The sequence below is a fragment of the Streptomyces bungoensis genome (assembly GCF_001514215.1).
GTDB lineage: Bacteria > Actinomycetota > Actinomycetes > Streptomycetales > Streptomycetaceae > Streptomyces > Streptomyces bungoensis.
This window is the reverse complement of sequence record NZ_KQ948854.1, coordinates 322,851-345,408: the sequence shown is the minus strand read 5'-3', so window position 1 is coordinate 345,408 and position 22,558 is coordinate 322,851. Positions and strand designations below refer to the sequence as shown.

Here is a 22,558-nt window from a genome sequence, read left to right as displayed (position 1 = left end):
GGTATCACCCTTCGCCTGGTCGGCGAGGTTCTTGGCGGCCTGGGCTTCCGCTGCGGCGTTCTTGGCGTGGGCGTCGGCGACGGCCTGCTGCTGCTCCGCGATCGTCTTGGACGCCTGCGCTGTCAGTACCACCAGACCCGCTGCGGAGTCCGTGTCGACATACGGTGAGCCGAGCTCCACCGCGTCGTTGGCGGGGTTGGCGACCTGTTCGGCCGCCTTGCCGGCGTCCACGGCGGCCTGTGCGGTGACGTGGGCGAAGCCGGCGGCCTTGGCGGAGGCCGCCAAGGCCTTGCCGGCCTCGACGTTGGCCGCGTCGGCCTCGGCCTTGGAGTCCTTGGCGTGCTGCTCGGCCTCGTCGGCGAGCTTCACGGCGGTCTTGGCCTCGGCGGCCGCGTCCTGGGACGCCTTGATCGCGTCCGCTGCGGCACTGGTCGCGGTCTTCACCGCCGCGTCGGCCTTCAGCTTGTCGGCCCGGGCGGCGTCCGCGTCGGAACGGGCCCGCTTGGCCGCAGCTTCGGCGCGGGTGGCTGCGGCGTCGGCGTCGGCCGCTGCCTGGGTGGCCGCGTCCGCTTCCGAACGGGCCTTCTGCGCTGCGGCTTCGGCGTCGTCGGCGTGGTGGTCCGCCTCGTTGGCGGCTGCGCGGGCGGCGTCGGCGGCGTCGCCGGAGTCCAGGGAGTCGGCGTAGGCGTTCTTGGCGTCGGCCTTGGCGCGGGCCGCGTCCGCCTGCTGTTCCGCGTCCCAGGCGTCGTCGCGCATCGCCTTGGCATGGTCCTTGGCCGCGACGGCGTCGTCGCGCTCGCCCTCGGCGGTCTTCTCCGCCGCCGCCGCCTTGTCCTTGGCGTCCGCGGCCTTCGATGCCTGGGCCTGGGCGTTCTGCTTGTGCTCGGCGGCCTCGGCCTGCTTGGCTGCGGCCGTCTCCTTCTCCGCCTTGGCCGTCTTCTCCTCGGCCTCGGCGGCAAGCCGCTTGGCGTGGGCGTCGGCGGCGGCCGCCTTCGCATCCCCCTCGGCCGTCACCGCGACCGCGAGCTTGGCCTCGGCGGTCTCCTTGTCCTTCTTGGCGTTGTCCCGGTGCAGCTTCGCCGCGTCCGCCGCCGCCTTCGCCTGCCACTCGGCCGCCGCCGCGGCTTCCTTGCGGAACTCCGCCTTCGACTGGGCCGCCTGGGCCAGGGCGCGCTGTGTGATGGTCTCGCTGTCGCCGGCGGACGCACGGGTCGCGGCCTCAGCGGTCTCGGCGGCCTTCTCCATCGCCTGCAGTGCGGCGACGGAGCCCTGGGTGACCTGGTCCTTCTGCTGGCCCACCAGGAGGCCTCGGCCGCGCGGCGAGCCGTTGGCGTCCGCGATGCCGTACGCGGCCTGGATCGCCGTGTCCGACGTCGTCGCCGCCTTCTGCGCTGCCGCCAACTGAGCCTTGACGGCGGCGAGCTGCTTCTTCGCCTCCGACTGCGCGTTCGTGACGTTGGCCTTGGCCTTGTCCACGTCCGCCTTCGCCGGCGCGCTGCCGGTGTGGCCCTTGGGGACGATGCGGAGCTTCTGTGCCTTGGAGCCGTTGCACGTGTTCAGCTTGGCGTCTTTGCCGTTGTCGAACGTGGCCAGGTCCAGGCACTTGTCCGTGGCGATGTTGCGCAGCTCGTCCGCGGCCCGCACGTTGAAGGTCCACTGCTGGGCCTTGCTGCTGCCACAGGTCTGGATCTGGATCTTCGTGCCGTTCGTGTCGGCGCCGTTCGCCACCTCCAGGCACTTGCCCGAGTTGACGTTGCGCAGGGTGTAGTGGCCGTCGTAGACCCCCCACAGCTGCCACCGCTGGGCGTCGCCGCCGTTGCAGGTGTAGACCTGCACCGGGGTGCCGTTGGTCTTCGCGCCGCCCTGGACGTCCAGGCACTTGCCCGTGGCGCCCGGCACCTGGATCTCCAGCGGGGCGTCACCGATCCAGTTGATGCCGCCCTCGGTGTAGTGGTCCAGCCAGCGGGTCGAGTAGTCCGCGATCCACGACTGGCCCAGCAGCTTGCCCAGGGCGAACGTGCCGTCCTGCAGAGCCTTGGTGGCGGTGACGTTCGCGGCGAGGATCTGCTGCCGCTGCGTCGCCTGCGAGGCGATCTCCTGCTGCCACTCGGTGGACGCCTGGGCGACCTCCTTGCCGAGGACCCGGTCCGGGTCGATCGGGTCGTGCCACGCGCACGCGCCGAAGCGGGCCTTCAGGTCCTCGACCGCGATGCGGAACTCCGTGGTGTCCGGCGCCGGAGCGGTGCGGGGGAAGCCGCCCGAGGACAGGAAGATGCGGGCGTCGTCCGCGAACACACGCGGTACGAAGAGCTGGTTGGGTTCGATCTTCCCGGAGTTCTTCTTCCACAGCGCCCATGCCTGCTGCTCCTGCGGTGTTCCCCCCGAGGTGTACAGCGGGTCGCCGATCGCGAGCGCGGCAGCCTTCGTGCTGTCGTCAGCAGTGGGCGACGGCTCGTAGAAGGGCGAGAACAGATCGATGCCGTGGCCCCACTGCTGGTAGATCCAGGGGAGCAGCCCGATCTGGTCGTAGATCTTGGTCGCTCCCTGGGGCGCACCCGGGTAGGAGTCCAGGCCACTGACGGTGCTGGTGAACGCCTGACCTTGGTCCTGGACCTTCTGCTGCCACTGCGAGCTGTTGTTCTCGTCGGCGTCGAAGGCCTGGTGCAGGGGCGTCTTGAGGTCGTACAGGTTCCGGTCGAGCTTCTGGTGGAGCTGGTCGGGCGGCAGCCCGACGGAGCCCTGGGCCAGGGCGAACAGGTTGGGTCCACCCTTGCGCAGGGCGTCCACGGCCACGCACTGGTCTCCGCGCAGCTGTTCGGCGGCCTTGGTGTCGTAGCCGTCGTAGGAGTCCCCCACGAGGCTCAGGTCGTCGTGGCCGGAGTGGCCGACGGCGTCGGGCCGTACGGCGAGGCCCACGACGACGGCGACCGCGGTCAGCAGCAGGATGATTCGGGCGAGTAGTCCTGAGTGGCCTGGCGTGGGTATGAGCGATCTTCCTGGTCGGGAAGGCAACGGAGCATCACTTTCTGCAGGGTGTGGATGCGCCGGTTGATCGGCCGATGCTCCGCAGAGCAGTCACGTGCAAGGACTCTCACGGAGACTCAGAAGCGCAGGCCCCTGACTGGGCTCGCGCACATGGATGGCCAGTGCGACGGCATGGCGATGCGACACCCTCCCCGTGAGCGACGGCGTTCCCCCGGTCGCTGTGTGACGTGCGCGGACGGAGTGGTCAGGCTCCGCCGGTGCACGGCGACACTCTAGACACACAAAGGTGAAGTCGTACAGGTGTTCACTTTCGTGCGGCGACCGTGATGGCGTGATTTTCGGGAGGTCGGCGCGCTGACAGAGGCGCTCACTCGTGGCCACATCTGTGCTTTTCCTGTGATGTTTCTGTGTGTGTCGATGGCTGGCGGGGTGCGATAGGCGATCACAGATGACCGATATTCGATCCCGATAGTCTTCCTCCTCATGACGCGCGCTTGGCTCTTCCCGATGCTGTTCGTGCTCGGCGGCTCAGCGGTCGCGGCCTCTCTGTTCGCGAAGGGGAGCCCTGGCGCTGCCGTAACGCTTCTCCTGGTGTTCGCTCTGCTGGCGGGCCTGAACTCGCCGCTCGTCTTCCCGAGGTCGATCCCGGCCGCGGAAGCGGAACGCCGCAGCGCGGCCGACGGCCGGCCCGTCGTCTACTGGCGGCCGGGATGTACGTACTGCCTGCGCCTGCGGATGCGGTTGGGTCGTCGGGCGCGCCGGTTGTACTGGGTGGACATCTGGCGTGACCCGGCCGGAGCCGCGGCGGTGCGGGCGGTCGCCGACGGCAACGAGACCGTGCCGACGGTCGTCGTGGCCGGCCAGCCACACGTCAACCCCGATCCCGCGTGGGTGCGCGATCAGCTCTCCCGTTCCGCGTGACGGTCCGGGCGCTCGGCCACGGCGTTGCTCGCACGCCCCGTGACCGCAGACGGCTGCCGCGCCGCCCGGCCATGGCATCCTGTGACGCCACACGACATGACGAAATGCCGGATGACAGGCGGTAAGGCGGATGCCCGGCGGTGACGGGGACGAACGTTGACTTCCTCCTCCGCCTAAAGGCGGGGGATTCCAGCGGTCGCCCGCTGGGTTTCCTGCTTCACCGACGACCGCCCCGTCCGGGAGGACTCCCGTTGAGGTCTTACACCGTCTCCACAGGCAGACGCCGCCAGCCCGGCGGCCAGGGTGTTGCGTGCCGCGTTCACGTCGCGGTCATGCGTGGTGCCGCAGTCGCACGTCCACTCGCGGACGTTCAGCGGCAGCCCCTCGCGGACCGTGCCGCAGGCCCCGCACAGCTTCGAGCTGGGGAACCATCGGTCGATCACGACGAGTTCGCGCCCGTACCAGGCGCACTTGTACTCCAGCATGGAGCGCAGTTGCGTCCAGGCCGCATCCGAGATGGCGCGCGCGAGCTTGCCGTTCTTCAGCAGGTTGCGGACGGTCAGGTCCTCGATCACGACCGTTTGGTTCTCACGGACGAGACGAGTCGACAGCTTGTGCAGGAAGTCGCGGCGCCGGTCGGCGATCCGCGCGTGGACCTTGGCGACGCGACGCCGGGCCTTCTCCCGGTTCGCCGACCCCTTCGCCTTCCGCGACAGCTCCCGCTGCGCACGGGCCAGACGGGCGCGGTCACGCCGCTCGTGCTTCGGGTTGGCGACCTTCTCCCCGGTGGACAGGGTCACCAGGGAGGTGACCCCGGCGTCGATGCCCACGGCCGCCGTGGTGGCGGGGGCCGGGGCGATGCCGTCCTCGCACAGCAGGGACACGAACCAGCGTCCCGCCGCGTCGCGCGACACCGTCACCGTGGTCGGCTCCGCACCCTCGGGCAGCGGACGCGACCAGCGGATGTCCAGCGGCTCCGCCATCTTGGCCAGAGTCAGTCGCCCGCCCTGCCACTTGAACGCGCTGCGGGTGTACTCGGCCGACGCCCTCGACTTCTTCCGGCTCTTGTACCGGGGGTACTTCGCGCGCTTGGCGAAGAAGTTCGCAAACGCCGTCTGAAGATGGCGCAGCGCCTGTTGGAGCGGGACGGACGACACCTCCGTCAGGAAGGCCAGCTCATCGGTCTTCTTCCACTCCGTGAGCGCGGCGGAGGACTGCACGTAGGAGACACGGCGCTGCTCGACGTACCAGGCCCGTGTGCGCTCCTCCAGCGCCCTGTTGTACACGAGGCGGACGCAGCCGAACGTGCGCGACAGCTCAGCCGCCTGCTCGTCCGTGGGATAGAAGCGATACTTGAACGCCCGCTTGACCTGCTGCGTCACGGCTCACATAGTATCAGATTCCATGTGAGCGGCGACTGTCGGCCGGTGGTCGTACATGCGGAATCGCCCTGGCGGCGATTCGCCTTTCCCTGCCCTGCTCCGCAGGAGCTTCGTTTCCTCCCCGGCCTGAAGGCCGGGGTATCCACGAAGGACGCTCGATGAAGTTCTGCTTTCTGGTGGAGGAGCAGTACCGCCGAGACGGTATGCCGGTCGAGGTGATCCACCAACTCACGGTGTGGGGACACCATGTGGACGTCGTGCGTCCCGGCGGCTCCCTGCTGCGCCTGACGGAGGCCGTGCAGACGAGCGACCACGACGCATGGGTGCTCAAGACCGTCTCCGGCGGCCCGGGTCTCACCCTCCTCGAAGCGGCGGCCTCGGCCGGCCTGACGACGATCAACGACGCGCGGGCGATCCGGGGCGTGCGGGACAAGGCGCTGGCCGCCGTCCTCGGCCTCAGCCGTGGGCTGCCCCTGCCCGCGACCTACGCGGCCGCGCAGCCCGAACTGCTGCTGGAGATACCCGAGTCGGAGTACCCGCTCGTCGTCAAGCCCGCCGACGGCAGCTCGGGCCGGGCCGTGCACCTGGTGTCCTCCCCGCGCCGGCTCGCCGAGATGCTCCCCGAACTGGCGGGGGAGGGCCTGCTCATCGCCCAGCCGTACGTGCCCAACTCCGGTGTCGACATCAAGGTGTACAGCGTCGGCGGCGAGCTGTACGCAACCGAGCGCCGCTCCCCGCTCCACCCGGACCACGCCGTACGGGAGCGCCACGTGCCGCTGTCGCCCGAGATCGCCGAGATCGCCGCTCGGGTCGGCGTGGTCTACGGCCTCGACCTCTACGGCGTGGACGTGGTGCTGGGACCGGATGGCCCCGTGGTGGTCGACGTGAACGACTTCCCCAGCTTCCGCCAGGTCCCCGACGCGGCGGAACGGCTGGCAAGAGCCGTCCTCGCCCTGGCGGCCGGCGCGGGCGGGGCGACCGCGACCGCGACGGCGACCGTGACCGCAACCGCGCAGCCGCCGGTCGGCGCCGTTCCGGTCCCCGTGACGGCGGGCAGGACGGCATGAGGATCGTCCTGATCACCTCTGACCCCGGCCACCCGCTCCTGAGTCTCACCACGGCCCTGCTCACGCCCGACCACCACGTGGACGTGCTGGATCCGCGGACGCCGCCACCCGTCCCCGAACCGCTCGCCGACGTCTGTCTGCTGAAGGCACGCACGCCCCAGGCCCTCGCGCTCGCCCGGGAACTGGAGCGACGTGGCGCTCGCGTGATCAACTCGGCCGCCGCGACCGCGCTGTGCCAGGACCGCACGGCCATGGCCGCGCTGGCCCTGGACGCCGGCCTCCCCTTCGCGGCCACGCGTACCTTCAGCACCCTGGCAGAGCTGGCGTCCGGGCCGGCGCTGCCGGGACCGGTGGTCGTCAAGAGCCGGCACAGCCGGAAGCACGACGTGGTGGCTCGCGTGGACGGGCACGCGCACCTGCGGGACCTGGCCGCCACCCATCCGGACGAGCCGGTCGTGGTCCAGGACTTCGCCCCCAACGACGGCTGGGACCACAAGCTCTGGGCGATCGGCGACCGGGTGTTCGCCGGCCTGCGCCGCTCCGAACTCTCCCCCGAGGAGCGCGGCCCCACACGGACGCTTCCCCTCGACGACCTGCCGCCCGGATGGGCGGACCTGGTGCACCGCGTCGGGGAGGTCTTCTCCCTCGACGTCTACGGCGTGGACGTCATCGACCGCGGCCACGGTGCCCCCCTGATCGTGGACGTCAACGCCTTCCCCGGCGTCCGGGACCAGCCGGGCGCTCCCGCGGCGCTGGCAGCGCTGATCTCACGGAAGGGAAGTACGTGATGTCCGTCCTATTGCTGAACGACGACGACGTGCGCGGCCGTCTCGACGCTCGAACCGCCGTACGCGCCGTGCGGGACGCCCTGACGGCCGCGCATGACGGCACTCTCCAGGCGCCCCCGCGGGTCCGCGCCGACCTCGGTGACGGCCACCTGGTGTTCACGGCGGGACATCTGCGCGCGGAGGAACTGTTCGGCTTCCGTGCCTACGACACCCTGGTCGGAGCGGAGCAGCTGGTGGCCGTGTGGGGCTCCGACGACGGCCGGCTCCGGGCCGTGGTGCACGGCGACGAGCTGGGCGCGCGGCGGACCGGCGCCATCGGCGCCGTGGCGGTGGACGCGGCGGCCCGCCCCGGACCGATCCGGCTCGGGCTGGTGGGAGCGGGTACCCATGCCTGGACACAGCTGTGGGCCATCTGCGAGGTGCGGCAGGTGACGGAGGCCACCGTGGCGGCCCGCAGACCCGAACGCGCGGAGGCGTTCGCCCGGCGGGCCGCCGAGGAACTGGGCGTCCGGGTGCGGGCGGTGCACGCGGTGGAGGACGCGGTGCGTGATCACGACGTCGTGGTCGTCGCCACGAACAGCTCGGTACCCGTGCTGGACGCCGACTGGATCGCGGCGGGGACGCACGTGACGACGCTCGGACCAAAGACGGTCTCGCGCCATGAGGTGCCCGTGGCCCTGGCGGACCGAGCCGACGTGCTCCTCACCGACTCCCTCGCCCAGGCGGCCGGTTACGGCGAGCCCCACCTCTTCCCCGCCGACCGGATGACCGCCCTGGGCGCCGTCCTGGCCGGCGCCGCGCCAGGCCGGACCCGTGCCGACCAGATCACCGTCTTCTGCTCGGTCGGTCTGGCCGGCACGGAGGTCGCTGTCGCTGCCGCGCTGTGGGAGTCGGCGCAGCGAAACTGATCGCCCGCGGCGGAACGGCTCAGTGAGCACTCCGCTCGGGGATCGCCGGGAGAACCTTCTCGGCGATGCCGAGCAGAGCGCTGTCGCTCGGGAGGGCCCCGGACTTGCTCCACACGGTGATGTCGTAGGAGCCGCCCCGGTCCTTGCGGTCCAGGGCCACGGACAGTGTCCTGGCCAGCGGACCCTGCTGGACCGGTGCGCTCTTCTGACCACCCCCGAGACGGAACTCGATCTTCATGGTGTGGTCCGAGGAGAAGACCGCGGGCCGGCCGAGAACCTTGAGCGTCTTGACGTCGTCCTCCACCCTGTCACCCGCGATGTCGATCAGCTTCACGTACTGGGCGGTCGACATCCGGTCGTACGCGGCCGACAGGTTCACGGTGTACGTGTCGAACATGATCTCGGCCTCCGGCCGGGCGACCTTCTCGTCGGTCAGAGCAGCGGTGCCGTTGCTGCCGGAAGCCGTGGTCGCGGTCTCCCCGGGCGTTCCCAGGAGCCGGGCCAGGTCGGGCCGGTTGAGCGCCTTGCACAGATCGTCACCGGTCACGGCCCGGGGCGTCTTCCGGTACGCCTTCGGCAGTGCCTCGTGCTCCGTGTCCGAACACGAGGCGGCCCGCGGGGTGGTGTCGTCGGACGGCATCAGGTGGGGGCTCAGCCAGATCGTGGCCGCGAGCGCCCCGAACACGGCCACGGCCGCGACGGCCTGACCCCACGCGTTGTGGTCCTTCTCCGGCGCGCCGGGGGCCGGGCGCGGCCCGGCTGCGGCCTGGGCCTGAGCGGGGGCCTGGATCGGGGCCTGCGCCCGAGCCGGACCCGGGTTCCGGCGCGCACGAAGCGCTCGGACCACCGTGTGGACGCGCACCGCGGTGAACCCGAGGAACACCACCCCGAAGACGGCCGCGACCCGGTCGTGATCGTGAACGGCCAGATAACCGAGGCGCAGGCCCAGAACGGACCCGATCACGATGAATAGGGGCTCGCGGACCCAGAAGGGCAGCAGGCGGAGGAGTAGACCGAGCATCCGGTGATCTCATCAGGGACATGACCACCCCCGCCATGGTGGAGGCCACAGTTCCGGGGACGCTCGTCGAAGAAGGCCAGTTCGCACCAGACCGTCTTGTGGTCCGGACCCTGGTCCACGCCCCAGCGCTGGGCGAGCGCGTCGATCAGGGTCAGGCCCCGGCCGCACTCCGCGGTGTCGGAGGCCGGCAGGAGGACGGGAAGGACGCGGGCGTCGGGGTCGGTGACCTCGACGCGGGTGTGGCCGTGGGGGGTGCCGGTCACGCGGACCGTGACCGGGGTGCCCTCGCCGAGGTGGTCGATGACGTTCGTCAGCAACTCCGTCACACAGAGCAGGACTTCGTGGTCGAGGGCGCGCAGGCGGTGGCGCAGCTCCGGTACGGCCTTCGGGGTGGCGAGCAGGTCGAGTTCGTAGGCGGTGGGGGAGTGGTCGGGCATGGGGTGCCGTGGCCTTCTGTGCGGTGAGTGACGAACGCCTCACAGAGTGTCGCCCGGCCCGCTAGCGTGGAAGAGGGTTCGCGTCCGCGACGCGAGCAGCGGAAACGGCACGACGAGTTACGGCGGTGAGCGCGTGGTCCGGCGCAAGGACATCGACGGTTCGGTCAGCGTCCCCGACTTCTACGGCAAGGAGTTGCGGTGGAAGCGGGAGGCTGCCGGGCTGTCCCTGGAGAAGCTGGTCGAGGGCAGCTTCTACGGCAAGTCGCACCTCAGCGACATCGAGCACGGCAAGCGGCGCATGCCCATGGATCTGGCTCGGCACGTGGACCGGGTGCTGGGGACCGACGGGTACTTCGAGCGGCATTGCGAGGACGTGCGGCGGGCCAGGCGGGGGCCGCACGCCGCCTACTTCGAGCGGGTGCTGGAGGCGGAGAAGTTCGCGGAGACCATCGAGGAGTGGTGCCCGAGCACCTTCCCCGGACTGCTGCAGGCAGCTCCCTACGCGCGGGCCCTCGTCCGGTCCGCTCATCCGGCGGCCGCCGAGGAGTGGGTCGAGGAGAAGGTGCGAGCCCGGATGGACCGCGCGCACCTCTTCGAGGACGACCACTCCGTCCCCGAGTACTGGGCGATCCTGCACCAGTCGCTGCTGACCGATGCCATCGTGTCGCCGGACGAGATGGCCGCACAGCTCGACCGGATCGTGGAGCTGACCGAGCGGCGCCGGATCACTCCGCAGATCGTTCCGCGGAAGTGTGGTGCGTATCCGTTGATGGCCGCCACCATCATGGTCATGACCTTCCCGGACGCCCCGCCGTTGATCTACACCGAGGCGTCTTACAGCGGGGACACCATCGATGATCCGGCCCTCGTGAAGCAGTACCGCAAGGCATACGATCGGCTCAGGGCCGTCGCGCTGTCACCAGATGCGTCCCTCGCCATGATCAAGGCCGCCGCAGAGGATCACCGAAATGCCAAGCACCCGGATCGACTTGAGTGACGCGCGCTGGATGAAGAGCAGCTACAGCAACGGGGACGGCGGCAACTGCCTCGAAGTTGCCGCTCACATCCCCCACCTCGTCCCCGTCCGGGACTCCAAGGTCCCGGACGGCCCCGCACTCCTCCTCAGCGCCGCCGCCTGGGCCCCCTTCGTGGACGCGCTCAAGCAGTAGGCTCGTCGAACCGCTCCAGGTCCCGCAGCCACGCGCGCGCGTTGCCGTCCGACGGTGCGCGCCAGTCGCCGCGCGGTGAGAGCGAACCGCCCGCCGAGACCTTCGGCCCGTTCGGCATGGCCGAGCGCTTGAACTGCGCGAAGCCGAAGAAGCGGCGGCAGAAGACCTCCAGCCAGTGCCGGATCTCCGGCAGGTCGTACGCCACCCGCTTGGCCTCGGGGAAGTTCGGCGGCCAGGCGCCGGCCTCGGGGTCGTGCCAGGCGTGCCAGGCCAGGAAGGCGATCTTCGACGGCCGGAAGCCGTACCGCAGCACGTGGAAGAGCGTGAAGTCGTGCAGCGCGTACGGGCCGATCTTCGACTCCGTCGACTGCATCTCCTCGCCCGGCACCAGCTCCGGGCTGATCTCGGTGTCGAGGATCGCCGCCAGCGTCTTGCCGGTCTCCTCGTCGAACTGGCCGCTGCTGACGACCCAGCGGATCAGGTGCTGCATCAGCGTCTTCGGCACACCGCCGTTGACGTTGTAGTGGCTCATCTGGTCGCCCACGCCGTACGTGGACCAGCCGAGCGCCAGCTCGGAGAGGTCACCGGTGCCGAGGACGATGCCGCCGCGCTGGTTGGCCAGCCGGAAGAGGTAGTCCGTGCGCAGGCCCGCCTGCACGTTCTCGAAGGTGACGTCGTAGACCGGCTCGCCGGACGCGAACGGGTGGCCCATCTCCTTCAGCATCAGCCGCGCGGTGGGCGTGATGTCCAGCTCGGCCGCGGTGACGCCGAGCGAGTTCATCAGCTTGTGGGCGTTGTCCTTGGTGTGGTCGCTGGTGGCGAAGCCGGGCAGGGTCCAGGCCAGGATGTCGCTGCGCGGGCGGCCCGCGCGGTCCATCGCCCGGGCGGCGACGATCAGCGCGTGCGTGGAGTCCAGGCCGCCGGACACCCCGATGACCACCTTCGGGCCGCCGATGGCCGCAAGCCGCTGCTGGAGGCCCGCGACCTGGATGTTGTACGCCTCGTAGCAGTCCTGCGCGAGGCGGTCGGCGTCCGCCGGGACGAACGGGAAGCGCTCCAGGCGGCGGCGCAGCCCCAGGTCGGCCGGCGGCGGGTCGAGTTCGAAGGAGACCGTCCGGAAGTCGGCGGTGCGCGCGCCGTGCGTACGGCGGTTGTCGTCGAACGTACCCATCCGCTGCCGCTCCTGCCGCAGCAGGTCGAGGTCCACGTCGGCCACCGCGTAGGTGTCGCCGAGCGGGAACCGCTCGGTCTCCGCGAGCAGCACGCCGTTCTCGTAGACCATGGCCTGGCCGTCCCAGGACAGGTCCGTGGTCGACTCGCCGAGACCGGCCGCCGCGTAGACGTAGGCGGCGAGGCAGCGGGACGACGCCGAGCGGCACAGCAGCTTGCGGTCCTCGGCCCGGCCGACCGTGATCGGGCTGCCCGAGAGGTTGACCAGGAGCGTCGCACCGGCGAGGGCGGCCTCCGCGCTGGGCGGCACCGGCACCCACATGTCCTCGCAGATCTCCGCGTGCAGCACGAGACCGGGGACGTCGCCGGCCGCGAACAGCAGGTCCACGCCGAACGGCACGGCCTCGCCGCCGACGAGGATCGAGCCGCCGCGCTCGTCGGCGCCGTCGCCGATCTGCCGGCGCTCGTAGAACTCGCGGTAGTTTGGCGGGTACGACTTGGGCACGACACCGAGGATCCGGCCGCGGTGCACGACCACCGCGCAGTTGTAGATCCGGTTGCGGTGGCGCAGCGGGGCGCCGACGACCAGGACCGGCAGCAGCTCCGCCGACCCGGCGGCCACCCGCCGCACCGCCTCCTCGACCTCGTCGAGGAGGGCGTCCTGCAGCAGCAGGTCCTCGATCGAGTAGCCGCACAGCCCCAGCTCCGGGAAGACGGCGACGGCGACCCCCTCGTCGGCGCACCGGCGCGCCTGGCGCAGGACCGCTTCGGCGTTGGCGTGCGGGTCGGCGATGACGGTGTGGCCCGTGCACGCGGCGACGCGTGCGAAGCCATGCTGATAGATCGACCAGAAGTTCAACGGAGGCACGGGCCCAGTGTAATCGTCAGAGCGACGCGATGTGGGGTGCGGGGGTGTCCGGTCTCCCCGCACGACGAAGGGGCGCGGGGTGCGTGCACCCTGCGCCCCCTCTACCGGGTCAGCGGATCAGTGACGGCGGTACGACTGGACGTAGCCGTTCGCGGGCGAGCCCACGCCGGTGACGTCGTCGTAGCCCTTCACCGCGGACAGCGAGCTGTCCTTGCCGAGGCTGCGGACCGAGGTCGCGAGGCCGCCGGTGGCGTCGAGGCCGTTGAGGAAGTCGATGCGCGCCACGGCCAGGTCGGTGCCCGTCGGCTTGTCCGTGACGTCGTGGAAGACGCCCGCCTTGCCGTACTTGGCGTAGATCGCCGGGTTGGCGAAGCCGAGCGCCTTGCCGCCGCCCGCCTCCTGGGCCAGGGCCTGGACCGCCGCGATGACCGGCGCGGCCAGCGAGGTGCCGCCGATGCGGTACTCGCTGTACTGCTCGGTGCCGTCGGGGAAGGTCTGGGTCTGACCGACCTTGAAACCGGTGTTCGGGTCGGCGATGGCCGCGATGTCCGGGACGACGCGGTTGCCGTCGGCGCTGTTGGCCGTGGCCAGCGCCTTGGGCACGACGCCCTTCTGGTAGTACGGCTGCGGCACGGTCTTGCTGGTGCCGCCGCCCGCGCCCGAGGTGAACGCGCCGGGGAAGTTGGTCCAGCTCTTGCCGTCCGCGGACAGCACGGCCTTCTCGGTGCCCCAGCCGGTCTCCCACTGGTACGTGTCGCCCTTGCCGACGGCCAGCGAGGTACCGCCGACCGCCGTCACCCACGCCGAGTTGGCCGGGGTGTCGACCTGCTTCGTACCGGTGTTGGCGACCTCGTCGCCGTTGTCGCCGGAGGAGAAGTAGAAGCCGATGCCCTGGACCGCGCCCAGCTGGAAGACCTGGTCGTAGGCGGCCGCGAGGTCCGGCGTCTGGTTGGCCTCGATGTCGCCCCAGGAGTTGGAGACGATGTCGGCCAGGTGCTTGTCGACGACCTTGCTGAGCGAGTCCAGCAGGTCGTCGTCGTAGCAGGACGCGGCGCCCACGTAGGTGACGTCGGCGCTGGGCGCGACGGCGTGCACGGCCTCGACGTCGAGGGTCTCCTCGCCGTACCAGCCGGCCGCGCCGCACTCCTTGGTCTTGGTGTAGTTCTTCGGCAGGACCTGGTGCAGCTGGCTGGTCTTCCAGGCCGCGTCACCGTGCTTCTGCGCGTAGGTGCCCGCGTCGAAGGCGATGGTCGGCGAGGCGTACGCGTCCGTGATGGCGATGCGGACGCCCTTGCCGGTGTAGCTGCCGGCGCCGTAGGCGGCGCGCAGCTGCTTGCCGGTGTAGCCCTTGACCGCGTACGGGATCTTCTGGCCGTAGGCGTCGGGCAGCGTGGTCGCGACGTTCGAGCCGTAGTACGAGGAGAACGGCCCGGAGTTCTTGAACACGGCGTCCGGGGGCGGCAGCTGGTCGTCGTGGGTCGACTTGTGCGGCGCGCTGTCCAGACCGGTGACGGTCAGGACGGCGCCCTTCAGGCCGGCCGGGACGGACGCGGACTTCGCCGGGGCGCGGTACGTCTTGGAGCCCTTGGCGAAGTTGTGCATCTGGGTGCCGAACGCCTTCTCGGCGGCGGCGACGTCACCGGAGACGGCGACGTAGTGCGAGGTGACCTCGGTGACCGTCAGACCGGCCGACTTCAGCCAGGACTTGACGGCGGCCACCTGGGCCTTGGTGGCACCGAAGCGGGCCTGCGCCTTCTTGGCGCTCAGGTACTTGCCGTAACTCGGCGAGCTGGGGTCGGACACGGCCTTGGCGTAGGCGGCGAGTCCGGCCGCGTCCCGGCCGGCCAGGTAGACGCGGGCCTTGACCTGCGCGTTGTCGGCGGTCGCACCCTTGTCCGCCTTGGCCGTGGCCCACGCGGGCTTGGTGCCCGCCAGGGTGTCACGGGCCGGGGTGTCCGCGGCGTGCGCCGCGGGTATGCCGAGCGCCAGAGCACCGGCGATCATCGGCAGTGTCGCTGCCATGCTCACGCCGGCGCGCACGGTGGCGCGGTTGGATCTCATAGAACCCCCTGCGATGCGGTTCGCATGCATGTAGTGGTCGGAACGTCATGGATCCGCGCACCGGGCCCGCGGCGGCAGAGGCCCGCGAATGGATCACACGATGCCCGCCACTCTTGCGATGAACCGTTCATGCCAGGGGAACGTGAAGGTCAAGAGAAGCCCAAGGAACCGTCAGACGCGGCGATTTGAGCCGTATGTCCCGCCCGGGGTGGCTTGAAATCGCCCTCAACGCGGCGCGGCGCCACGCTCCTTGAGCATCCCGGCCATGACCTGCAACTCGGACTGCTGCGCGTCCACCATGCCCTGCGCCAGCCGCTTCTCCACGCCGACCGTGCACTTGGCGACACAGCCCTCGGCCATGTGGATGCCGCCCTGGTGATGGGCCGTCATCAACTGCAGGTAGAGCACCTCGGCCTGCTTGCCGTTCAGCGCCTGCAGCTTTTTCAGGTCCGTGTTCGTCGCCATGCCCGGCATCAGCGCGCCGTCCTTGCCGGAGGCCATGTCGCCCATGCCCATCCAGGTCATCGGCGGCTCGGCGGACACCTTCGGCAGCCCCCACAGGTCCAGCCAGCCGAGCAGCATCCCGCGCTGGTTGGACTGGGTCTGCGCGATGTCGTAGGCGAGCCGCCGCACGTCCTCGTTCTTCGTGCGGTCCCGCACGATGTACGACATCTCCACGGCCTGCTGGTGGTGCACGGCCATGTCCCGGGCGAAGCCCGCGTCGGCGGACTCGGCGCCCGGCGTGCTCGTCCCGCCCCCGCCGGCGTCCTCGGCGACCGCGTAGGTGATCGCCCCGGCCGCGACGAGCACCGCCGCCGCGGCCCCCGCGATCCAGCCGACGTGCAGCCGCCTCACTTCATGGCTCCACCGGTGCACGAGGCGCCCGGCTCGGGCGTCTGCGGGCCCTGCACGTAGGCGGCGAAGAACTTGTTCACCTCGGGGTCGCCCGCGCTCTTCACGCTCACCTGGTGGCCCCAGGCCGACAGGACCAGCGGGTCCGACTGGTTCGCGTACGGGCTCATCAGCGAGTACGGCGTCTTCTTCACCTTGGCCGCGAGCGCGTCCACGTCGGCCTTCTTCGCCTTGTCCGTGTACGTCACCCAGACCGCGCCGTGCTCCAGCGCGTGCACCGCGTTCTCGTCGCGCACCGGCGTGGTGTAGACGTCGCCGTTGCAGTTCAGCCACACCGGGTTGTGGTTGCCGCCGACGGGCGGGTGCATCGGGTACGACACCTTGGCCGTCACGTGCGTCCGCGACAGCTTGCCCGACCAGGTCCGCACCCCGTCCTTGCCGGTGACGAAGTGCCCGGAGTCCCCGGAGCCCTTGCCGTCGCCGCTCGCGGCCGAGTCCTTCGAGTCCGACTGCTTGTTCACGAGCACCACGCCGCCGACGACCAGACCGGCGACGACCACCACGCTCGCGGCGATGACGAGCACCCGGTTGCGGCGCTCGCGTGCACGGTCGGCGCGCCGCATCTCCTCTATGCGCGCCTTGCGCGCCGCGTTGCTGCTCTTGTTGGCGGAGCCCATGAGGTGAGTCCTTCTGGGGAAAGGGGCGGAAGCGGGAAGGGTGGGGCTCGCCGATCGTAGTGGGAAAGCCCCCCGCTTCCGTAGGGAGGGCCGGCGAGGCACGGCTCACCTCGGGCGGCGCAGATAAGTTGAATCCCGCATGCATATTACCTACGCTCGCGGTATGCGGCTCCTGCGCTCCACCGACCTGGCCCTGCGCGTCCTCATGCGGCTCGCCGTGGCGGACGGTCCCACGCCCACGACCCGCCAGGTCGCCGAGGACATGGACGTGCCCTACACGCACGCCGCGAAGGTCGTCGCCGAACTCCAGCACCTCGGCCTGCTCGACGCCCGGCGCGGCCGGGGCGGCGGCCTGAGCCTCACCGAGCGGGGCCGTACGGCGTCCGTGGGAGCGGTCGTGCGCACCTTCGAGGGCGACGGCGACGTGGTGGACTGCGAGGGCCCCACCCCCTGCCCCCTCGCCGCCGGCTGCCGCCTGCGCGGCGCCCTGCGCCGGGCCCAGGAGGCGTTCTACGCGGCACTGGACCCGGTCACCGTCCAGGACATCGTGACGGACCCGACGGGACCGCTGCTGCTGGGCATCTCCACGGGACCGCGCTGACACACGCCGGTGTCCGGTTCGGCTCCCGGGGAGCCGAACCGGACACCGGCGGGTTTCCCGTCCCGCTCAGCCCTGGGCCAGCCACAGGTCCGGCCCGAACACCTCGTAGTGGATGTCGGCCGGGGCGACGCCCTTCTCGATCAGCTGGGTGCGCACCGCCCGCATGAAGGGCAGCGGGCCGCACAGGTACGCGCGCGTGCCCGCCGGGACCTCGAGGTGGCCGAGGTCGACCAGGCCGGTGCGGGTGCCGGGCTCGGCGTCGCGCTCGTAGAAGAAGTGGACGGAGGCGTCGGCGAGCTTGGCGGCGTAGGCCTCGTGGTCGTTGCGCAGGGCGTGGTCGGCGGGGGAGCGGTCGCCGTGGACGACGGTGACCGGCGCGTCGTGGCCCTCGGCCGCGAGGGCGGCGAGCATCGCGACCATCGGGGTCACGCCGATGCCCGCGGAGGCCAGCAGCAGGGGGCGGCCGGCGACGTCGCCGAGCACCAGGTCGCCGTACGGCTCGGAGAGGTCCAGGACGTCGCCCACCCGCACGCGCGCGTGGAGGTGGCTCGAGACCTCGCCGTCGGGGGCGTCGTCGCCGCTCACGCGCTTGACGCTGAACTGGCGGACGTCCTCGCCCGGGGCGCCGGAGAGGCTGTACTGGCGTATCTGCCGGGCGCCGTCGGGCAGCTCGACCTGGACGGAGACGTACTGGCCGGCCCGGAATTCGCGGACCGGGCCGCCGTCGGCCGGGCGCAGCCGGAACGTGACGACGTCGGCCGTCTCCTCGACGCGCCCCACGACCTCCCAGGGGCGGCGGGCGGTCGTGCCGCTCTCCTCGTACAGCCGCTTCTCGATGGCGATGAGCGCGTTCGCCATCAGCCAGTAGACCTCGGTCCAGGCGGCGGCGACCTCGGGGGTGACGGCGTCGCCGAGGATCTCGGCGATGGCGGCGAACAGGTGCTCGTGCACGACCGGGTAGTGCTCGGGCGCGACGCCCAGGGAGGCGTGCTTGTGGGCGATCCGGCCCAGCATGGCGTCCGGCCGGCTGTCGGGGTGCTCCAGCAGGTGCGTGGCGAAGGCGGCGATGGAGCCGGCGAGGGCCTGCTTCTGGACGCCCGAGGCCTGGTTGCCGCGGTTGAAGAGGTCCCGCAGCAGGTCGGGGTGGGCGGCGAAGAGCCGGGCGTAGAAACGCTCGGTGATCTCGCCGATGGCCGCACCGACGGCGGGAAGGGTGGCGCGGACGGTGGCAGCGGACTGCTCGGACAGCATCAGGACTCCTCGAACGGGTCGATCGCTCAGCTGATCGAAACCGTAGGGAAACTTGCATCTGAGATGCAAATTAAACGGGCGTGTCCTCGCTCACTCCGGACGGGAACCGGCCATTACGGATACCGGTCCGAGCAGGCAAGATGAGTACAGCAGTGAGTACACCTGCGGTACGCGAGGCGTTCAGGCCCAGGACGCCCGGGCGATCAAGGTCCGCAACGCGCACGAAATGGTGTTGTGGTGGGATGCTCAGGTGCCCGACTGCCTCCCGTCACCCCGGGCAGGCGGCCTGACCAGCAAGGATGGGGAATCGGAAGATGGACAAGCAGCAGGAGTTCGTGCTCCGCACGTTGGAGGAGCGGGACATCCGGTTCGTACGCCTGTGGTTCACGGACGTGCTGGGCTTCCTGAAGTCCGTCGCCGTGGCCCCCGCCGAGCTGGAGCAGGCCTTCGACGAGGGCATCGGCTTCGACGGCTCCGCCATCGAGGGCTTCGCCCGCGTCTACGAGTCCGACATGATCGCCAAGCCGGACCCCTCCACCTTCCAGATCCTGCCCTGGCGCGCCGAGGCCCCCGGCACCGCCCGCATGTTCTGCGACATCCTCATGCCCGACGGCTCCCCGTCCTTCGCCGACCCGCGCTACGTCCTCAAGCGCGCCCTCGCCCGCACCTCCGACCTGGGCTTCACCTTCTACACCCACCCGGAGATCGAGTTCTTCCTGCTGAAGGACCGGCCGCTGGACGGCTCCCGCCCCACCCCCGCCGACAACTCGGGCTACTTCGACCACACCCCGCAGAACATCGGCATGGACTTCCGCCGCCAGGCCATCACCATGCTGGAGTCGATGGGCATCTCGGTGGAGTTCTCCCACCACGAGGGCGCCCCCGGCCAGCAGGAGATCGACCTGCGCTACGCCGACGCGCTCTCCACGGCCGACAACATCATGACGTTCCGCCTGGTCATGAAGCAGGTCGCGCTGGAGCAGGGCGTCCAGGCCACCTTCATGCCCAAGCCGTTCTCCGAGCACCCCGGCAGCGGCATGCACACGCACCTCTCCCTCTTCGAGGGCGACCGCAACGCGTTCTACGAGTCCGGCGCCGAGTACCAGCTCTCCAAGGTCGGCCGCTCCTTCATCGCGGGCCTGCTGAAGCACGCGGCGGAGATCTCGGCCGTGACCAACCAGTGGGTCAACTCCTACAAGCGCATCTGGGGCGGCTCCGAGCGCACCGCCGGCGCCGGCGGCGAGGCCCCCTCGTACATCTGCTGGGGCCACAACAACCGCAGCGCCCTGGTCCGCGTCCCCATGTACAAGCCCGGCAAGACGGGCTCGGCCCGCGTCGAGGTCCGCTCCATCGACTCCGGCGCCAACCCCTACCTCACCTACGCCGTCCTCCTGGCCGCCGGCCTCAAGGGCATCGAGGAGGGCTACGAGCTCCCGCCCGGCGCCGAGGACGACGTCTGGGCCCTCTCCAACGCCGAGCGCCGCGCCATGGGCATCGAGCCCCTCCCGCAGAACCTCGGCGAGGCCCTGACCCTCATGGAGAGCAGCGACCTGGTCGCCGAGACCCTCGGCGAGCACGTCTTCGACTTCTTCCTGCGCAACAAGAAGAGCGAGTGGGAGGAGTACCGCTCCGAGGTGACGGCGTTCGAGCTGCGGAAGAACCTGCCGGTGCTGTGACCGGCGAGAAGACGTGGGGCCCCGCGGTCGCCGACCGCGGGGCCCCACGCCCGTCTCACCTGGTCCGGGGGGCCGCGGGGCGCTGCCGGTGGCGGGAGATGCGCCGGCGCGGGGGCCGGGTGAGGGTGATCTGCCGGACCAGCTGCTGGAAGCACGTCAGCGCCGCGAGCGCCGGCAGGGCGGCCGCGGCGATCCCCGTGAAGGTCCGTTCGGCCTGCGCCACGCACAGGGTCATCGACAGCGTCGAGAACAGCAGAACCACGCACCAGGAGTGCAGGGCCCGCCGCCGGTGCAGGGACGTCCGCAGGATGGACAGCGAGGCCACCATCCAGGGGCCGTAGACCAGCAGCGGCCACCAGTGCGCGGCACCGCCCTCCGTACCGGCCCCGATGTGCTGCAAAGGCGCGTAGGCGATCATGCCGCCGAAGACGCTCACCATCGCCACGATCACCGCGGCGAACGCGGCGATCAGGAAACTGACCGTCTGCAGCCAGCTGAAGCGGAGTCTGCGCACCCGCACCTTGCGGTGTCCCACCGAGGGGCGGCGCCGGATCGGCGGCAGCTCACTGGTGATCTTCGCCAGGTTGTCCATCGGGTCGTCGCCGAACTCGGCGTGCGGTGCCGGCTCGGCACGGGGCGGCGGCACCACGGCCGCCTGCTGCGCCGTCGCCGCGTCCTGCAGGAGGCTGGTGAGTTCCTCGACCGGATCCCAGCCCTCCTCCACCGGAACGGCCGAGTAGAGATCCGCGTATTCGTTGTTCACGAAGGATTCGCCCCCGTCACGTGGCCGGGTGCCGGTTGTTCCACCGCCGTCCGAGTTCCTCCTGGGTCGCGTTCAGGACCGTCAGGAACTCGCTCAGCAGCGCCCCGGTGGCCCGCGGTTCGACCCACGCCTGATCACCGTGCAGGGTGTCGTCGGCGCCCGCCGCCGAGTGGGCGGTGGCCGGCGTGCAGGTGTACCGCCCCACCAGCTGGGAACCAGCCGGGGGCAGAGCCTCCGCCGCCCATCCGGGACGGCGTGAGTCGAGAAGCCTTGCTTTCGTCATAATCCGCTAACGCCCACCCCCTCGCCCGGATGCGTGGCATTCGAGTGAGTTAATTCTAGGGAAATCAACAGCGGGATCATTTTTTCATGGGAGTCGGCCGCACTCTCTCAACGGCTTGTCTTTTAAATGGACTTGAGGCAATGCCGTACGGCACTCGGGGTACCCGCCGACCATGGCGGAGATCATGGTGGGCACCTGCGGCTGGACCGACCGGGCACTGCTGGCGAGCGGCTGGTACCCACCCGGCCACCGCGACACCGAGGGCCGCCTGCGGTACTACGCCGAGCGCTTCTCCCTGGTCGAGGTCGACTCCCCGTACTACGCCCTGCCCGGCCCCGGCACGACCCGCCGGTGGGCGGAGCGCACGCCCGACGGATTCCGCTTCGACGTCAAGGCGTTCTCCCTCCTGACGGGCCACCCCACCCGCCCGTCCGCCCTCCCGGCCGATTTGCGGGGCCGCCCCCGCGACGCGGGCCTGCTGAACGAGGTGTGGACCCGCTACGCCGAGGCCCTCGCCCCCCTCCGCGACGCCGGCCGCCTCGGCACCCTCCTCTTCCAGTACCCGCCCACCCTGACCCCGGGCCCGGAGGCGGAAGCCTTCCTGCGCGCCGGCCGCGAACGCGCCCGCGACTGGCCCTTCGCCGTCGAGTTCCGCCACCCCGCCTGGTGGAGCCCGGCCCAGGCCCCCTCGACGGCCGCCCTGCTGACCGACCTCGACGCCACCGCCGTAGCCGTCGACACGGCCCAGAACCTGCCCACCTCCGTCCCGCCCGCCGCCCCCGTCACCACGCCCCGCCTCTCGGTCGTCCGCTTCCACGGCCGCAGCCCGCACTGGGGCACGGGCACCAAGGAGGACCGCTTCCGCCACACCTACACCGCTGCGGAACTCACCGAGTGGCTGCCCCGCATCCGCGCACTGGCGTCCCGCACCGACGAACTCCACCTCCTCTTCAACAACTGCTGCGCGGACGCCGCGGCGCGGGCGGCCGACCTGCTGCGCTCCTTCCTCACCCCGATCCCGCACCAGCCCGGCACCCCGATCACCACGGACCACCCGTCCGGCTGAAGCCCCGGACACCGCGTCCCCGGGCAGCCGCGTACGGCGGGAAGGGGACGTGTCGGGTGGTGTCCGCCCGCAGCGGCCGGCGCAAGGCACCGCCCACTCCTCACCCGACGGCCCGCCGGACCGAGGACGGACACCACCTGGCGCGGCCCCGACCCCCCGAGCACGGCAGGCGCGCCGTCAGCCCCCACAGGGCGGCACATGCGCCGCAGGCATACAGGAACGCACCCGCAGGAAGCAGCGCACAGCCGACGCACCCGCAGGAGGCGGCGCACCGCAACGCAGCCGATGCGCCCGCAGGAGGCAGCGCACCGGCACGGGAACGCAGCCGATGCACCCGCAGGAGGCGGCGCACCGCAACGCAGCCGACGTACCCGCAGACAGCAGCGCACCGGCACCGGAACCCAGCTGATGCGCCCGCAGGAGGCGGCGCACCGGCACGGGAACGCAGCCGATGCACCCGCAGGAGGCGGCGCACCGGCACGGGAACGCAGCCGATGCACCCGCAGGAGGCGGCGCACCGGCACGGGAACGCAGCCGATGCACCCGCAGGAGGCAGCGCACCGGCACCGGACCCCAGCCGACGCACCCGCAGGCAGCAGCGCACCGGCACCA

General features: G+C 71.0%; 20 protein-coding genes. 9 read left to right on the top strand and 11 right to left on the bottom strand.

Going from position 1 to position 22,558, the window contains the following annotated elements; all coding sequences use genetic code 11:
• Positions 1-3,012, bottom strand: a 3,012-nt coding sequence (locus AQJ66_RS40010; protein WP_244162802.1) for an RICIN domain-containing protein, incomplete at its 3' end; no start/stop codon positions are given.
• Positions 3,013-3,468: 456 nt separating this feature from the next.
• On the opposite strand from AQJ66_RS40010, the gene AQJ66_RS11770 reads away from it, so the two are divergent.
• Positions 3,469-3,906, top strand: a complete 438-nt coding sequence (locus AQJ66_RS11770; RefSeq protein WP_061919933.1) for a glutaredoxin domain-containing protein — start codon at positions 3,469-3,471, stop codon at positions 3,904-3,906.
• A gap of 173 nt (positions 3,907-4,079) precedes the next feature.
• Here AQJ66_RS11770 and AQJ66_RS11765 read toward each other — a convergent pair whose 3' ends face one another.
• The gene (locus tag AQJ66_RS11765) at positions 4,080-5,288 is read right to left on the bottom strand and encodes an RNA-guided endonuclease InsQ/TnpB family protein (protein WP_061919931.1); all 1,209 of its coding nucleotides are present in this window, start codon (positions 5,286-5,288) and stop codon (positions 4,080-4,082) included.
• A 158-nt stretch (positions 5,289-5,446) separates the two neighbouring features.
• Between AQJ66_RS11765 and AQJ66_RS11760 the strand changes: the two genes are divergently transcribed.
• Genes AQJ66_RS11760 through AQJ66_RS11750 form a run of 3 tightly spaced genes read left to right on the top strand, consistent with a single transcriptional unit; the run spans position 5,447 to position 8,051 of the window.
• Entirely contained in the window at positions 5,447-6,355 is a 909-nt protein-coding gene (locus tag AQJ66_RS11760; protein WP_061919929.1) for an ATP-grasp domain-containing protein, read from the top strand.
• The gene (locus AQJ66_RS11755; protein WP_061919927.1) at positions 6,352-7,143 is read left to right on the top strand and encodes an ATP-grasp domain-containing protein; all 792 of its coding nucleotides are present in this window, start codon (positions 6,352-6,354) and stop codon (positions 7,141-7,143) included. The genes AQJ66_RS11760 and AQJ66_RS11755 overlap by 4 nt, the downstream gene beginning before the upstream one ends.
• Positions 7,143-8,051 (top strand): ornithine cyclodeaminase family protein, encoded by a 909-nt coding sequence (locus tag AQJ66_RS11750; RefSeq protein WP_061919925.1) that lies wholly within the window; start codon positions 7,143-7,145, stop codon positions 8,049-8,051. Before AQJ66_RS11755 ends, AQJ66_RS11750 begins: the two co-directional genes overlap by 1 nt.
• 19 nt (positions 8,052-8,070) lie before the next feature.
• Here AQJ66_RS11750 and AQJ66_RS11745 read toward each other — a convergent pair whose 3' ends face one another.
• Together AQJ66_RS11745 and AQJ66_RS11740 are read right to left on the bottom strand one after the other, a co-directional pair.
• Positions 8,071-9,072, bottom strand: coding sequence for a DUF6215 domain-containing protein (locus AQJ66_RS11745; RefSeq protein ID WP_061919923.1), 1,002 nt, complete (start codon positions 9,070-9,072; stop codon positions 8,071-8,073).
• Entirely contained in the window at positions 9,012-9,509 is a 498-nt protein-coding gene (locus AQJ66_RS11740) for an ATP-binding protein (RefSeq protein ID WP_079060182.1), read from the bottom strand. The genes AQJ66_RS11745 and AQJ66_RS11740 overlap by 61 nt, the downstream gene beginning before the upstream one ends.
• A gap of 133 nt (positions 9,510-9,642) precedes the next feature.
• On the opposite strand from AQJ66_RS11740, the gene AQJ66_RS11735 reads away from it, so the two are divergent.
• Positions 9,643-10,506, top strand: coding sequence for a helix-turn-helix domain-containing protein (locus AQJ66_RS11735; RefSeq protein WP_061919921.1), 864 nt, complete (start codon positions 9,643-9,645; stop codon positions 10,504-10,506).
• Positions 10,478-10,678 (top strand): DUF397 domain-containing protein, encoded by a 201-nt coding sequence (locus tag AQJ66_RS11730; RefSeq protein ID WP_061919919.1) that lies wholly within the window; start codon positions 10,478-10,480, stop codon positions 10,676-10,678. The genes AQJ66_RS11735 and AQJ66_RS11730 overlap by 29 nt, the downstream gene beginning before the upstream one ends.
• Here AQJ66_RS11730 and AQJ66_RS11725 read toward each other — a convergent pair.
• From AQJ66_RS11725 to AQJ66_RS11710, 4 genes are all read right to left on the bottom strand, one after another.
• Positions 10,668-12,716, bottom strand: coding sequence for an NAD(+) synthase (locus AQJ66_RS11725; RefSeq protein ID WP_244162801.1), 2,049 nt, complete (start codon positions 12,714-12,716; stop codon positions 10,668-10,670). The genes AQJ66_RS11730 and AQJ66_RS11725 overlap by 11 nt on opposite strands.
• Before the next feature lie 117 nt (positions 12,717-12,833).
• Complete coding sequence (locus tag AQJ66_RS11720; protein WP_061919916.1) at positions 12,834-14,777, bottom strand: S53 family peptidase; 1,944 nt, start codon at positions 14,775-14,777, stop codon at positions 12,834-12,836.
• A 225-nt stretch (positions 14,778-15,002) separates the two neighbouring features.
• Complete coding sequence (locus tag AQJ66_RS11715) at positions 15,003-15,632, bottom strand: DUF305 domain-containing protein (protein ID WP_061919914.1); 630 nt, start codon at positions 15,630-15,632, stop codon at positions 15,003-15,005.
• The gene (locus AQJ66_RS11710; RefSeq protein ID WP_061919912.1) at positions 15,629-16,306 is read right to left on the bottom strand and encodes a DUF3105 domain-containing protein; all 678 of its coding nucleotides are present in this window, start codon (positions 16,304-16,306) and stop codon (positions 15,629-15,631) included. The genes AQJ66_RS11715 and AQJ66_RS11710 overlap by 4 nt, the downstream gene beginning before the upstream one ends.
• A gap of 163 nt (positions 16,307-16,469) precedes the next feature.
• Here AQJ66_RS11710 and AQJ66_RS11705 point away from each other — a divergent pair, with 163 nt between their 5' ends.
• The gene (locus AQJ66_RS11705; RefSeq protein WP_061919911.1) at positions 16,470-16,907 is read left to right on the top strand and encodes an RrF2 family transcriptional regulator; all 438 of its coding nucleotides are present in this window, start codon (positions 16,470-16,472) and stop codon (positions 16,905-16,907) included.
• A 66-nt stretch (positions 16,908-16,973) separates the two neighbouring features.
• Here the strand turns inward: AQJ66_RS11705 and AQJ66_RS11700 are convergent, their stop codons facing one another.
• Complete coding sequence (locus tag AQJ66_RS11700; RefSeq protein WP_061919909.1) at positions 16,974-18,158, bottom strand: globin domain-containing protein; 1,185 nt, start codon at positions 18,156-18,158, stop codon at positions 16,974-16,976.
• Positions 18,159-18,472: 314 nt separating this feature from the next.
• Here AQJ66_RS11700 and glnA point away from each other — a divergent pair, with 314 nt between their 5' ends.
• A complete protein-coding gene (glnA, locus tag AQJ66_RS11695; protein ID WP_061919907.1) occupies positions 18,473-19,834 on the top strand; it encodes a type I glutamate--ammonia ligase in 1,362 nt (453 codons plus the stop codon).
• 55 nt (positions 19,835-19,889) lie between these two features.
• Here the strand turns inward: glnA and AQJ66_RS11690 are convergent, their stop codons facing one another.
• The gene (locus AQJ66_RS11690) at positions 19,890-20,597 is read right to left on the bottom strand and encodes a DUF2637 domain-containing protein (protein WP_061919905.1); all 708 of its coding nucleotides are present in this window, start codon (positions 20,595-20,597) and stop codon (positions 19,890-19,892) included.
• A gap of 16 nt (positions 20,598-20,613) precedes the next feature.
• On the bottom strand, positions 20,614-20,802 hold the full coding sequence (locus AQJ66_RS11685) for a hypothetical protein (protein ID WP_061919903.1): 189 nt from the start codon (positions 20,800-20,802) through the stop codon (positions 20,614-20,616).
• Between the two features lie 250 nt (positions 20,803-21,052).
• On the opposite strand from AQJ66_RS11685, the gene AQJ66_RS11680 reads away from it, so the two are divergent.
• Positions 21,053-21,946: a DUF72 domain-containing protein gene (locus AQJ66_RS11680; protein ID WP_061919902.1), complete on the top strand. Its 894-nt coding sequence runs from the start codon at positions 21,053-21,055 to the stop codon at positions 21,944-21,946.
• Positions 21,947-22,558: the final 612 nt, after the last annotated feature.